16 protein-coding genes and 1 tRNA gene are annotated in these 12,939 nt (G+C 59.5%); 13 read left to right on the top strand and 4 right to left on the bottom strand.

All coding sequences use genetic code 11. From position 1 onward, the window contains the following. The first annotated feature begins 60 nt into the window (after positions 1-60). Positions 61-705, top strand: coding sequence for a ThuA domain-containing protein (locus AC1DUP_RS27370; RefSeq protein ID WP_113300773.1), 645 nt, complete (start codon positions 61-63; stop codon positions 703-705). A gap of 180 nt (positions 706-885) precedes the next feature. On the opposite strand, the gene AC1DUP_RS27365 is transcribed toward AC1DUP_RS27370, so the two are convergent. Next, entirely contained in the window at positions 886-1,155 is a 270-nt protein-coding gene (locus AC1DUP_RS27365) for a DUF2934 domain-containing protein (protein ID WP_113311983.1), read from the bottom strand. 176 nt (positions 1,156-1,331) lie between these two features. Beyond that, positions 1,332-2,861 carry an MFS transporter gene (locus tag AC1DUP_RS27360; RefSeq protein ID WP_113311982.1) on the bottom strand — a complete coding sequence of 510 codons (1,530 nt, stop codon included), beginning with the start codon at positions 2,859-2,861 and terminating at the stop codon, positions 1,332-1,334. Positions 2,862-3,031: 170 nt separating this feature from the next. On the opposite strand from AC1DUP_RS27360, the gene AC1DUP_RS27355 reads away from it, so the two are divergent. The 5 genes from AC1DUP_RS27355 (at position 3,032) to AC1DUP_RS27335 (ending at position 5,661) form a co-directional block, all read left to right on the top strand. After that, positions 3,032-3,955 (top strand): LysR family transcriptional regulator, encoded by a 924-nt coding sequence (locus AC1DUP_RS27355; protein ID WP_113300892.1) that lies wholly within the window; start codon positions 3,032-3,034, stop codon positions 3,953-3,955. A 294-nt stretch (positions 3,956-4,249) separates the two neighbouring features. After that, positions 4,250-4,378, top strand: a complete 129-nt coding sequence (locus AC1DUP_RS27350; protein WP_477835805.1) for a hypothetical protein — start codon at positions 4,250-4,252, stop codon at positions 4,376-4,378. A 23-nt stretch (positions 4,379-4,401) separates the two neighbouring features. Continuing rightward, a complete protein-coding gene (locus tag AC1DUP_RS27345; protein WP_113300893.1) occupies positions 4,402-4,611 on the top strand; it encodes a cold-shock protein in 210 nt (69 codons plus the stop codon). A gap of 345 nt (positions 4,612-4,956) precedes the next feature. Further along, the gene (locus AC1DUP_RS27340) at positions 4,957-5,244 is read left to right on the top strand and encodes a hypothetical protein (RefSeq protein ID WP_113300894.1); all 288 of its coding nucleotides are present in this window, start codon (positions 4,957-4,959) and stop codon (positions 5,242-5,244) included. Positions 5,245-5,427: 183 nt separating this feature from the next. Further along, entirely contained in the window at positions 5,428-5,661 is a 234-nt protein-coding gene (locus AC1DUP_RS27335) for a hypothetical protein (RefSeq protein ID WP_162748646.1), read from the top strand. A gap of 400 nt (positions 5,662-6,061) precedes the next feature. On the opposite strand, the gene AC1DUP_RS27330 is transcribed toward AC1DUP_RS27335, so the two are convergent. Beyond that, a tRNA-Ser gene (locus AC1DUP_RS27330) sits at positions 6,062-6,151 on the bottom strand. A gap of 303 nt (positions 6,152-6,454) precedes the next feature. Between AC1DUP_RS27330 and rplU the strand changes: the two genes are divergently transcribed. From rplU to AC1DUP_RS27310, 4 genes are all read left to right on the top strand, one after another. After that, positions 6,455-6,772, top strand: a complete 318-nt coding sequence (rplU, locus tag AC1DUP_RS27325) for a 50S ribosomal protein L21 (RefSeq protein ID WP_037102071.1) — start codon at positions 6,455-6,457, stop codon at positions 6,770-6,772. 34 nt (positions 6,773-6,806) lie between these two features. Beyond that, positions 6,807-7,076 carry a 50S ribosomal protein L27 gene (rpmA, locus tag AC1DUP_RS27320; RefSeq protein ID WP_007824841.1) on the top strand — a complete coding sequence of 90 codons (270 nt, stop codon included), beginning with the start codon at positions 6,807-6,809 and terminating at the stop codon, positions 7,074-7,076. A gap of 125 nt (positions 7,077-7,201) precedes the next feature. Then, entirely contained in the window at positions 7,202-7,858 is a 657-nt protein-coding gene (locus tag AC1DUP_RS27315) for a GNAT family N-acetyltransferase (protein ID WP_113204273.1), read from the top strand. After that, entirely contained in the window at positions 7,855-8,442 is a 588-nt protein-coding gene (locus AC1DUP_RS27310) for a GNAT family N-acetyltransferase (RefSeq protein ID WP_113310207.1), read from the top strand. The genes AC1DUP_RS27315 and AC1DUP_RS27310 overlap by 4 nt, the downstream gene beginning before the upstream one ends. 38 nt (positions 8,443-8,480) lie before the next feature. Here the strand turns inward: AC1DUP_RS27310 and AC1DUP_RS27305 are convergent, their stop codons facing one another. After that, a complete protein-coding gene (locus tag AC1DUP_RS27305; protein WP_113310208.1) occupies positions 8,481-9,347 on the bottom strand; it encodes an endonuclease/exonuclease/phosphatase family protein in 867 nt (288 codons plus the stop codon). An 83-nt stretch (positions 9,348-9,430) separates the two neighbouring features. Here AC1DUP_RS27305 and obgE point away from each other — a divergent pair, with 83 nt between their 5' ends. From obgE to AC1DUP_RS27290, 3 genes are read left to right on the top strand one after another with little or no spacing between them, the layout of a single operon-like run. After that, a complete protein-coding gene (obgE, locus tag AC1DUP_RS27300; RefSeq protein ID WP_113300781.1) occupies positions 9,431-10,501 on the top strand; it encodes a GTPase ObgE in 1,071 nt (356 codons plus the stop codon). Next, on the top strand, positions 10,494-11,663 hold the full coding sequence (gene proB, locus AC1DUP_RS27295) for a glutamate 5-kinase (RefSeq protein WP_113310209.1): 1,170 nt from the start codon (positions 10,494-10,496) through the stop codon (positions 11,661-11,663). Before obgE ends, proB begins: the two co-directional genes overlap by 8 nt. Beyond that, positions 11,656-12,939, top strand: a complete 1,284-nt coding sequence (locus tag AC1DUP_RS27290) for a glutamate-5-semialdehyde dehydrogenase (RefSeq protein ID WP_113310210.1) — start codon at positions 11,656-11,658, stop codon at positions 12,937-12,939. The genes proB and AC1DUP_RS27290 overlap by 8 nt, the downstream gene beginning before the upstream one ends.

Below are 12,939 nucleotides of genomic sequence, written 5' to 3'. Positions count from 1 at the left end.
GCCGTTGCGCTATAGTGTTACCGTCGAAAGCCTGCTTAATTCGTAACCAGGGGAGGAAATATGAGAAAGGCGATCATCGTCTGGGGCGGCTGGTCGGGCCACGAGCCGGAACCCTGCGCCAACATCGTTGGCGAGTTGCTGCGCGAGGACGGCTTTGCAGTCGAAATCACCAATGATCTCGACATCTTCGGCTCACCGCAACTGACCGGGGCCGATCTTCTGGTGCCGGTCATTACCGGCGAGAAGCTGGAAAAGCCGCATGCGGATGCTCTGGTCAAAGCTGTCCGCGGGGGCCTCGGCCTCGGTGGACACCATGGCTGTCTTGCCACCTCCTTCAAGGAAAGCGCACCCTTCCGTTACGTCTCCGGCGTCACCTGGGTTGCCCATCCCGGCAATATCATCGACTTCCGGGTTGCTGTGACGCGGCAAGATGATCCGCTAATGGAAGGCATTCCGGATTTCGATTACCACTCGGAGCAGTATTATCTGCACTACGACCCCTCAGTCGAGATCCTAGCCGCCACGACCTTTACCGGCCAATACGATGCTGCCGCGCGCAATGTCGTGATGCCCGTCGTCTTCAAGCGGCATTTCGGCGAGGGACGCGTTTTCTATTCCGCACTTGGCCATGTCGCGGCCGAATTCAGCCATCCCTACATGCCCCTCATTCTCCGGCGCGGCCTCAGCTGGGCCGCTCGACAGTAATCGGAGTAGGATTGGAATGAGCTGCGATGCGCGGCCAGCGTGGCCTCAACGAATAGTCGGAGCTGAAGAACGCCCGCATAAATTTTCGGACAGGCAGGCCTGATAAAAGCGTAAGCCGCCGACTCGATGAGCGGCGGCCCATAGCATTGAACACACAAAAGTGCCTCGGCGGCGTCGGCTTCAGCCTAGGCGGCGGCTGGCTGCCTTGCGCCGGCCACTCTGATTTTCCTGCTCGCTGGACGCCTCGTCATAGGTCCGCAAAATCCGTCCGGCAGCCTTGAGCCTCTCGATGAGATCGCTTCCATCGACGGATGCCTTGGTGGCTTCAAGCTGCTCGAATTCCCGGAGCGCCTGTGCCCAGTGGCTTTCGCCCCGGTCATGCGGCCGGCCTTCTTCTTCCCAGATGGAGTATGCCCGCTGGCTGACCCAATCATCCCGATTACGACTCATTAGAAAACCCCAGCGAGTAAATAGGCGAACGCAATATTGATGGGAATAAAGTGGCAAAGGGGACTTTAGGAGTCGTTACTGCGGTATGTAATTTTGCAGGATAAATTGCATCAGGAAGAGTAGTTTTTCGGTAGCTATAGTTAAAAGGGTGGAAACGTTCCTCCACCCTCATATCATCAGGCAGCGATGGTTTCTTCAGCCACTTCGTCGGCCTCGCCGGTACCGCGACCCATGAAGGTGAAAATAACGATCGCCGTCAGGATCGTAATACCGGTCAGAAGCCACAAAAGCAGGCTGAATGCATTGTTATAGGCATGGATGAGCTCCAGTTCGCCCATGCCGGAGAGAGCCTGGCCCGCACCGTTGATATCCCCCGTCACCAATCGCTGTGCCGCAATTGTCGCCTCATGGCTTGATCCAAGATAGGATTGTGTCAGTCCGGACAGGAGCGCACTGACGATGGCGAGCGCCACGCCTTCACCGGCGACGCGCGTCGTGCTGAATATCCCGGTTGCCATCCCAGCGCGTTCCTTGGGCACGACGCTGACCGCGAGCCCATCCATGAGGCCCCAGGGCAGGCTGATACCGATACCGATCGTCAGCAGCGGTGCAATGAGCGCCGCATGATCCGAACCAACGGGAATATGCGCGAGCCAGAAGAGACCGGCCGCGGAAATGAAAAGACCGACACTGCAGATCGTCGCTACCGGCAACCACCGGGTCAGCAATCCGGCCGCAATGGGCAGGATGAGCAAGGGGCCGGAAAGCGCGATCATCATCTGTCCGGCAGCAACCGCGCTCAGGCGCTCGACACCGACAAAACGCACCGGCAACAGGATGAGCAACACAACGAAAGCATAGGCGGGAGCGGCTGCCAGCAACTGCACACCGACAAATCGGGGGTACCGGAAAAGCGTCAGATCAAGCATCGGTCGCTTCACAAGGCGTTCGATGAAACAGAAGAGGGCCATAAGGAGCATTGAACCCAGAACGAGTCCAAGTGTCAGCGCATCGCTCCATCCGCTTTCAGGCGCTCGCAACACACCGTAAGTGAAAAGCGACAAGGCTAGCGTGAAGCTGATCGCGCCCGGCCAGTCGAGCCCGCTGGCCTCGGGATCTCGGGTTTCCGTCAGGAATATCGCCCCGAGAATGAAGGCAATGATACTGAGGCCGAGCACAAGAGCGAAGATCGCCCGCCAGCCGAAAGCCTCGATCATCATACCTGATGCCATCGGCCCGAACGCCAGGCCGACGCCGAAGCTCGCCCCGACAAGGCTGAAAGCGCGCATCCGCTCCTTCCCGTCGAATTCCTGCGCCAGCGACGCCATTCCGCCGGAAAAGGCCGCAGCCGAGCCGAAGCCCTGGAGCGCGCGAAGGCTGTCGAACCAGACAATATCAGGCGAAAAGGCCAGCCCGCCGGAAAACAGGATGAAGGCCGCAAGACCACACAGGAAGACGCGTTTGCGGCCGTAGCTGTCCGCCAGCGCGCCGGCAGCCATCAATGTGCTGCCGAAGGTCAGCATGAAGGCATTGGTGACCCAGTTATGGGCGATCGGGCTGCCGCCGAGCTCAGCACTGATCGCCGGCAGGGCCACGGCGGGACCGGTAAAGGTGAGAGGCATGGCCGCAGCCGCGGAGCAGACGGCAATCAAAACGAAGATTTTTTCCGCAATGCCGGTTGGTTTGGGCTTGTAGGGAACGGTCATAAGACTTCCGCTGGTTCGAGGGTGGGACGCGCTTGGGAGGCTCGCGTGTGAGAAGGCGTTCAGACGCCTGGACTTCGAATGCGGAAAGCAGCATAAATTACAGACAATCCATCAATAACCTACGGTTTGTTCCGCATATAACGGAAGAAATCGCTCGAATGGATCTCTACATGGACCAACCCTTTGGTAGCCTCACGGCCTTTGTCAGGACTGCCGATCTTGGAAGTTTCGTCGCCGCCGGCCGCGCTCTCGGCCTATCGGCCTCCGCTGTCGGCAAGGCCGTTACGGCGCTTGAACAACAGCTCGGTGTTCGTCTGTTCCAACGCTCGACGCGGAGCTTGCGGCTGACGGAGGAAGGCCGGCTGTTTCACGAGCGCTGCCGGCGCATACTCGACGACCTGGAAGATGCCCAGGCCTCACTGGCACAGGCTGTTGCGGCTCCTCGGGGACGATTGCGCGTCAGCGTACCCCTCGTCAGCTACCATCTGATCCTGCCGATCCTGCCGGAATTCGTTGGGCTCTATCCGGAGATCGAACTGGATCTCGACTTCAACGACCGGATCGTCGATCTGATCGAAGAAGGCGTCGATGTCGCGATCCGCAGCGGGACCTTGCCGGATTCGAGACTGATGTCGCGCGCACTTCGCCCGTTTCAGCTCCTGCTGTGCGCCGCGCCGGCCTATCTGGATAAACACGGAACCCCGGATTGCCTCCGCGACCTCGAGGGTCATCTCAGCGTCCGGTTCAGATTTCCCAACTCCGGAAAACTGCAGCCCTGGCCGCTCAGCCTCTCGCCCGACCATCCGGAAATCAGAACCCGAACCGTGCTGACCTGCAACAACATGGAAGCGCTGCGCGGTGCCACCATCAGCGGAATGGGCATCGGCTGCATGCCGGATTTCCTCGCCCGCGATCCATTGGCCGATGGCAGGCTGCGCACTGTGCTTGATACCCATATAGACGGCCCCGCCCAGTTCCACCTGCTCTGGCCCTCTAACCGTCATCTCTCGCCCAAGGTCCGCGTCCTCGTCGATTTTCTGAGTGAAAAGCTTTTTTCGAATCGTTGCGAAATTTGCACGGAAGAAGAGCGATGATCACAGCCCTTGAAGCCTTGAAGCCCTGAACAGCTGCACCACCGCAGATGATTGCATAGTTTCTCAAGAGAAACCGGGGAGGGGTAAATCCGTTACGGGTACGCTGGATGAAATGTCAGGATGCTTGCCGTCTCGAAGAGAAAGCTGATCTTGTCGGTCGCACACACAACCCAACCCGCGAACGCAATATCGATCTCCGGAGCCGACTAGAGGAGATCCAGATCAACGGCGCTGAAACACACCCCTTAGTAGCAAATCCAAAACTTTGAGGAACAAAGGTTGACGAGATAACCCATGATGGATATAGAGCGCCATCGATACTTTGTTTGCCGTTATTTGTTTTTGCTGCGCTTTGCGCTTCTTGATCAACTTTCCCTCTCAAAAGTCGAAACAACCGCCGTGCGTCGCCCGGCGGCAGATTAGTCGTTGCTATGAAAGGGTTTGTTATGGCCACCGGCACAGTTAAATGGTTTAACGCCACCAAGGGCTTCGGCTTCATTCAGCCTGACGACGGCAGTGCGGACGTCTTCGTTCACATCTCCGCAGTCGAGCGCGCCGGCATGGGCTCAATCGTTGAAGGTCAGAAGCTTGGCTATCAACTTGAGCAGGACCAAAGGTCGGGCAAAATGTCCGCAGGCCAGCTTCAGGCCGCTTAAGGCTTAACTCCCCATGACCACGGATGTACTGGCATGGGTGATGAAGGCATGGAAGGCCAGGCGGATGTCTGGCCTTTTTCGTTGGTATTGAACTGCCGCCGATCCGCAATCTGCCCATGCCGAAGAGCTGCCTACACCGCCGGCTTCCAACGCCCCGTGCTGGGTCGAAATCGAAGATGCCGGTCGCAAACCCGCTGTCAGGCCTGCCATATCCATGATGCGGCGCAACGATAAGCGGCGACTGCAGAGAATGCCACAGACCCGCATTTCAAAACGATTACACCATTCAAGGACCGAACTTTGACTACGACCGAAAAAAACAGCACAGGCACCGTGGTGGCGACGATTGTTTCGCTGACACCGACCCAGATCAGGGGGTTGAAGCTCGCCAAGGACGGTGACCTGTTCGCCCAGGACGCCAACAAGTGGACCCATCTGAACGCGACCGTCACCTATGCCAGGACCGACCGTTTCAAGGAGCGGCCGATCAAGGTGAAATTCCTGACAACGGCCACGTTGAACGAATTGCGAGACTACGGCTTTCTGCAAAGCCTAGACGCAGATGCGGCCCCGGAGACCTCCGCGCAGGGCATTACCATGGCAGGCAAGATGTGGCTCTTGAAGAATAAATGATCGCTAGGCAGAACGGATGTTGTGAGCACCGCAGGTTTGATCTGTGACATCGGTATGCCCACGGCGCCGTGTTCGAGCGCTTCCTGGGCAATCTGACAGTCGGCTTCTCGCTTATGACCCGCCTGCTGCACTGGGATGATTTTCAAAAAAACGCTTGCCTCGCGAATGATCCGGAACCGCATTTTGGCGAATGCCGAGATGGCGGCGCAAAGCGGCTTTGCTTCCCTCCCGGCGAAGGAACGTGCCTATATGGGCTCTCTCGGCATCGGCAAGCAGCGCGCCGAAGACCTGGGCCGGTTCTTCGCCCGCCAAGGCGAAACGCTCAATGGCATGAAGGTTGCCAGTATTGAAGCCGGAGGCGACGATACGCCGGCTGACGCCGTTTGCGAGCTTGCTTTAATGGCGGTGGTTGGTTGACGGGGTGTTGGTGCCAGAAGCGAAGGAGGCGGTTCGCCGCTGATCGACGTTACCGGGCCTCGTCGCTGACAGGCGCCGAAGGTTGCCCTCGCCAGCCCTGAAAGCGGCCATGTCGGCTTCGTACTTGCGCTCTTGACGCTGCTTGCGCCAGTAAGCCCAGATCTCCACTACAATAAAGCGAAGCGTTTCCCGCCCCATAGCTGCCAATAGAGTTTCCAAGACATACCCCAGTTCGCTCGGGACATTACGTCCCTGACAAATATCTAGGATATGTTGTGAATCAGCACGAGACCCCCGGCGAAAAAAAGCTGGACGCAATAGCCTGCTAGGATCGCTTCTAGGATCAGGTTTGGGTTAGGTTAAAAAGCACCTACATTACAAGGGTTTAGGCGATATAAAATGGCGGAGAGGGTGGGATTTGAACCCACGATGCCCTTGCAGGCATGCCGCATTTCGAGTGCGGTGCATTCGACCACTCTGCCACCTCTCCGCATATTTGGTCGGCGCTTGTTCGGCGCGGGCGTTCTCATAACGAGCAAATGACAGGCTGGCAAGCCGAAATCTCAAGCTTTTCCATCCTTTTGCCTTGACACCTTTTTGTCACTCGCGTATCCCGCTTTCGCAATAGGGGCGGAGTATTCCGCGCCTTGCCCGCCTCGCGCTCGCGCGGGGTTCACCGGCAGACAAGAGTTCCGGGTCAGTTCCCTGAAATCTCTGCTTAACTTCGACTGATAAGAAGACAGCCACCTGCGTATTGCGGGGAGAGCTGGATCGAACATGAAAGGATAAAATAATGTTCGCAGTCATCAAGACCGGCGGTAAGCAGTACCGTGTGGCAGCCAACGACGTGCTGACCATCGAGAAGCTTGAAGCCACCGCTGGCGACTCCATTGAATTCACCGAAGTCCTCGTGATCGGCGAAGGTGCCGACGCAGCGATCGGTGCGCCCTTCGTAACCGGCGCCTCCGTCAAGGCGGAAGTCGTCGACCAGACCCGCGGCAAGAAGGTCATCGCCTTCAAGAAGCGTCGTCGTCAGAATTCGAAGCGTTCGCGCGGCCATCGCCAGCATCACACGGTTGTCCGTATCACGGACATCGTGGCCGCCAAGTAAGATCAACGGGTTTCAGGTTTAAAGGAGAACTCCAATGGCACATAAAAAAGCTGGCGGTTCCTCGCGCAACGGTCGCGATTCCGATTCCAAGCGCCTCGGCGTGAAGAAGTTTGGCGGCGAGAACGTCGTAGCTGGCAACATCATCGTTCGCCAGCGCGGTACGCAGTGGCACCCGGGCGCCAATGTCGGCCTCGGCAAGGATCATACTATTTTTGCGCTTACGGCAGGCAATGTGGACTACCGAACGAAGGCCAATGGTCGCGTGTACGTGTCTGTAATGCCGAAAGCGGAAGCAGCGGAATAAGCCGGTAGCGCTCTAAAACAGCCGGCGTCTCATCGACCCGGCTGGCCATACCAGGTTCAGTCCAGAAAACAGGGGAGATGGGGCGCCATCTCCCCTTTTTCTTTGTCCAAACAGGAGGACTGAACATGCAAGGCGAAATGATAAGGGTCGACCAATCACGGTCGACCAGGGAGGACCAAAAGTCTCCCATGGAACGGCTGAGGCCGGAGCGGTTAAGGACCGATTGCCCTGTCTTGTTATCGGAAAGGCTCGTCATGCGCGCGCCCCACGAAGAAGACATTGACGCCCTTGCCCATCTCGCCAACAACGCCAAAGTCGCCACCATGGTATCGCGTATGCCGCACCCATATACCGCCAATGATGCCGCCGACTTTGTTTGGCGTACGCGAAATGGCGAGATTGGCAAGTGCGTCTATGCCATCACCAAGGCCGAAAACGGTGCCTTTATGGGCTGCTGCGGCGTGGAACCGCATACCGACGAGAAGACCGTCGAGATCGGTTACTGGCTGGGCGAGCCCTATTGGAACCAGGGCTATATGACCGAAGCCTGCCACGCCCTCGTCGACATGGTATTCAGGACGCGGCAGCAGGTCGAGCAAATCGACGCGCGCTGCCGGGTCATGAACGTTGCTTCGCGTCGCGTCATCCAGAAGTGCGGCTTCCAGTTCCAGGGATCCGGCCTTGCCGCTTCGCTGGCGCTCGGCAGCAACGTGCCAGTCGAATGGTACCGGCTCGACCGCAAGACCTGGATGTCGCTGAGAAGCTGGGGGGCAATCTCATGAGTGCTGCACCCCTGCAGAGGCCGAGGATCAATCCCATGGTGCCCGGCCCCGTGCCGGTCATATCAACGGCAAGGCTGACGCTTCGCCCGCATAGGCTGAGCGACGCTCCTGCGATCGCGGAATCGCTTTCCGATTTCGCGGTCACCCGCATGCTGGCCCGCGTTCCTGCCCCTTTTGATCGGCAGGACGCGCTGGACTGGCTGGTTCCGGTCACGTCGGGCGTCCTGCCGGACTGGACTTTGGCGATAACAGGTAGTGACGACGTTCATATCGGCAATGTGTCGATCGAACTTCGTCACGGTCGCTGGCACCTCGGCTACTGGCTGAACCGCTACTACTGGCGGCGCGGCTATATGGGCGAGGCGGCGGAAGCCGTGCTGGAGCGTTTCTCGCGGCGCATGCCCGACGTCCCGGTTCATTCGGGTGTCTTTGCCGACAATCCTGCCTCGCTCCGGCTGCAGGAAAAGCTCGGGTTCCGGATGACCGGTTGCAGCGAAATCTACTCTTTCGCCCGCAACACCATGGTCGCCCATATCGAGACCCTACTGCAGCCGGGCGCGCTGCAGCAGAAAAAAGTCGCCTGACATAAGAATAAGGACGCCGCGCCAAAGGCGGCGTCCTTTCAATCGCGGATCTCGACCCGCAGGGGAAAATGATCGGAACCCAGGGAATTCGTATCGATGACAGCGGATTTCAACCGGTCCCTGAGGCCGCAGCTGACGAAACAGTAATCGATATGCATGCGCTTGCCGTGATCTTCCGGATCCATCCAGCTATAGCTTCCGGGCGTATAGGCCCCGAGCGCCGCAAGGGCATCGATCGGCGTGCCGATCCGCGCCGTGCGGCCGTAAAAGCCGTCGAAAGCGCCGGCAAAAATACAGTATTCCGGCGATTCCGGCTCCATGTTGAAATCGCCCATGATGACGTAATCCTCCGGCAGTGGCGGCTCGGGAAGCCCGAATTCGTAGGCTCCGGTCAGCGATGCGCCTTCCTGAATGAACGCATTGATGCGGTCGCCGAGATGGTGGAGCTGCGCAATGCGCTCGTCGATGGAAACATGGTCGAGATGGACGGAATAGAAGCGGACAGCACCATCGGGCATTGCAATAACGGCTTCCGTCGCGCCGCGCTGCAGATTGATCTTGTCGACGGTGCGGCTGCGCGGCAGAAGCAGCGTCCGCGTCGACAGGATAGGCCAGCGCGACAGCACCATGTTGCCGAACTGGAAACGGGTGCCGCGCGGCGGGGAAACCTGGCCTTCCGGCGCCACAGCATGAATGTCGCAGGCCGCTCCATAGACCCAGAAATAGTCGGGAAACAGGGCCGCGATAGTAGCCGGCATATCGGCATAATCGTTCCGGACGAAGCCTCTCGTCACCTCCTGCAGGGCTATGACGTCGGCGCTTTCGAGACTCTTGGCGATGCGTTCCAGATCGTATCTACCATCGAGACCGAAGCCGTACTGTATGTTATAGCTCGCAAAAATCACGATATTCTTTGACCTCCGCTTGAACCGCCTATATCGAGTGGCCCAAGAGGGGTCGCCCAAACGCACTGAGTACTGGAAGTAAAATGAAATTTCTCGATGAAGCAAAGGTCTATATCCGGTCGGGTGATGGTGGCGCTGGCAGCGTTTCCTTCCGCCGTGAGAAATTCATCGAGTTCGGCGGGCCTGACGGCGGCGACGGCGGACGCGGCGGCGACGTCTGGGTGGAGGCCGTCAACGGCCTCAACACGCTGATCGATTTCCGCTTCCAGCAGCACTTCAAGGCCAAGGTCGGCATGCACGGCATGGGCAAGAACCGCACCGGCGCCAATGGCGACGACGTGACGCTCAAGGTTCCCGTCGGCACGCAGATCCTCGAAGAGGATCAAGAAACCCTGATCTGCGACCTCACCGAAGAGGGCCAGCGCTTCTGTCTCGCCAAGGGTGGCAATGGCGGCTTCGGCAACTCCCACTTCAAGTCTTCGGTCAACCAGGCGCCGGACTGGGCCAATCCCGGCCTCGCCGGCGAGGAAAAGACCCTCTGGCTGCATCTGAAGCTGATTGCCGATGCCGGCCTCGTCGGGCTGCCGAATGCCGGCAAGTCCACCTTCCTTGCTTCGGTAACGCGCGCCCGTCCGAAGATCGCGAATTACCCCTTCACGACGCTGCATCCGAACCTCGGTGTCGCGACCATCGACGAGCGGGAATTCATCCTTGCCGATATTCCCGGTCTCATCGAAGGCGCGCATGAAGGTGTGGGTATCGGCGACCGCTTCCTCGGCCATGTCGAGCGCACCCGCGTGCTGCTGCATCTCGTCTCCGCCCAGGAAGAAAAGGTCGGCAAAGCCTATAAGACGGTGAAGCATGAGCTCGAAGCCTATGGCAACGAGCTGGCCGACAAGCCGGAGATCGTCGCACTGTCGCAGATCGATGTGCTTGATGATGCGACACTGAAGAAGAAGGCCAAGGAACTCGCCAAGGCCTGCGGCAAGACGCCTTTCCAGATTTCTGCCGTCACCGGCAAGGGAATGACGGAAGTGTTGCGCGCGCTGCGCGACATCATCGTCGAAGCCAATACCGAGGAAAAGCCTGCCAAGACGCCGAAGCTGCGCCATCGCGACATGATCGCGAGCGACGAGGACGAGGTGGATGAGTAACCGCAAGCCTCTGGACCGCTATCGCCGCGTCGTCATCAAGATCGGTTCCGCCCTGCTGGTGGACCGCAAGACCGGCCTGCGGAAAGACTGGCTTGATGCCATGTGCGCAGACATCGCCGCGCTGAAGTCCAAAGGCGCCGATATCCTCGTCGTCTCCTCCGGCGCTATCGCACTTGGCCGCTCGGTACTCGACCTTCCCTCCGGCGCCCTGAAGCTCGAGGAGAGCCAGGCGGCAGCGGCCGTCGGCCAGATCGCGCTGGCGAGAGCCTGGTCGGAAAGCCTTTCGCGTGATGCGATCATCGCCGGCCAGATCCTGCTGACCTTGGGTGATACCGAAGAGCGGCGCCGTTACCTCAATGCCCGCGCCACCATCAACCAGCTTCTGAAGATCAGCGCCGTGCCGATCATCAACGAGAATGACACGGTCGCGACCAGCGAGATCCGCTACGGCGATAACGACCGCCTCGCCGCCCGCGTCGCCACCATGACTGGCGCCGACCTGCTGATCCTTCTCTCCGATATCGACGGTCTCTATACCGCTCCGCCGCATCTCGATCCGAATGCGCAATTCCTGGAAACCATTGCGGAAATTACCCCCGAGATCGAGGCCATGGCTGGCGGCGCAGCCTCCGAACTCTCCCGTGGCGGCATGCGCACCAAGATCGATGCCGGCAAGATCGCCACGACTTCAGGCTGCGCCATGATCATCGCGTCAGGCAAGACGGAAAGCCCGCTTTCGGCCATTGAAAATGGTGCGCGCTCTTCCTGGTTTGCACCGTCTGGTACGCCCGTGACTGCTCGCAAAACCTGGATTGCAGGACAGCTTCAGCCCGCCGGAACGCTCCATCTCGATGAAGGTGCCGTCACGGCTCTCGGCGCAGGCAAGAGCCTGCTGCCGGCAGGCGTGCGCAGCATCTCCGGCAATTTTTCCCGCGGCGATACTGTTGCAATCATCGCCCCCTCCGGCCGCGAGATCGCCCGTGGGCTCGTCAGTTACGACGCAGAGGAAGCCCGCCAGATCGCCGGCCGCAAATCGGCGGAGATCGAGGCCATCCTCGGTTATCCCGGCCGCGCCGCCATGGTCCATCGCGACGATATGGTCATGACGGCGCAGATCGGCTCCAAATCTGAAAGGCAGAAGAAGGACGCAAGTTATGCTTGATACAGTTGCGCAGAGCCCTGACATTGACGTGCTGATGAACGACATCGGCCGCAAGGCCAAGGCCGCCGCGCGACCATTGGGCTTTGCTTCCACCGATGCCAAGAACAAGGCTCTGGACGCCATGGCCGACGCCATCCTGGCGAACAAGGCTCATATACTCTCGGAAAACACCAAGGACTTGAAGGATGTGGCGGGCACCGACATGCTCGCCTCCTTCATTGATCGCCTGACGCTGAACGACAAGCGCGTCACGGAAATGGCCGAAGGCATCCGCGCCATCGCCGCCCTTCCCGATCCTGTTGGCGAAGTGATTACCGCCTGGGATCGGCCGAACGGCCTGAAGATCGAGCGCGTCCGCACCCCGCTCGGCGTCATCGGCGTGATCTTCGAAAGCCGGCCGAACGTGACGGCGGATGCCGGCGCGCTGTGCCTGAAGGCCGGCAATGCCGTGATCCTGCGCTGCGGTTCGGATTCGCGTCGTTCCTCAGCCGCCATCCATGCCTGCATGGTCGAGGGCCTGAAAGCCGTAGGCCTGCCGGAACATGCGATCCAGCTCGTGCCCGTGACCGACCGTGCCGCTGTCGGCGCCATGCTGCGCGGGCTTGATGGTGCAATCGACGTCATCGTGCCGCGCGGCGGCAAGAGCCTCGTTGCTCGCGTTCAGAGCGAGGCACGCGTACCGGTTTTCGCCCATCTCGAAGGCCTCTGCCATATCTATGTCGATGCATCAGCCGATATCGATATGGCGAAGAAGATCGTCGTCAATGCCAAGATGCGCCGCACCGGCGTCTGCGGCGCAGCCGAGACCCTGCTGGTCGACGGCGCCGCCATCGGAACGCACCTGACGCCGCTGATCGAGGCTCTCATTGAAGCCGGCTGCGAGGTTCGCGGCTCGGCCACGGTTCTCAAGGTCGTGCCGGGCCTGAAGCCTGCCACCGACGAAGACTGGTCGACCGAATATCTGGATGCCATCATTTCCGTTGCCGTCGTTGACGGCATTTCCGGTGCGATCGACCATATCCAGAAATATTCGTCGAACCATACCGAAGCCGTGCTTGCCGAAGACCCTGAGGTAGTCGAACGCTTCTTCACGGAGATCGACTCGGCCATCCTGCTGCACAACGCCTCCACCCAGTTTGCCGATGGCGGCGAATTCGGCATGGGTGCGGAGATCGGTATCGCCACCGGCAAGATGCATGCGCGTGGCCCTGTTGGCGTCGAGCAACTCACCTCCTTCAAATACCGCGTTCGCGGTCACGGACAGACGCGGCCCTGA

The organism is Rhizobium sp. 01L419, assembly GCF_056400025.1.
This window is presented reverse-complemented; position numbering and strand designations above follow the sequence as displayed.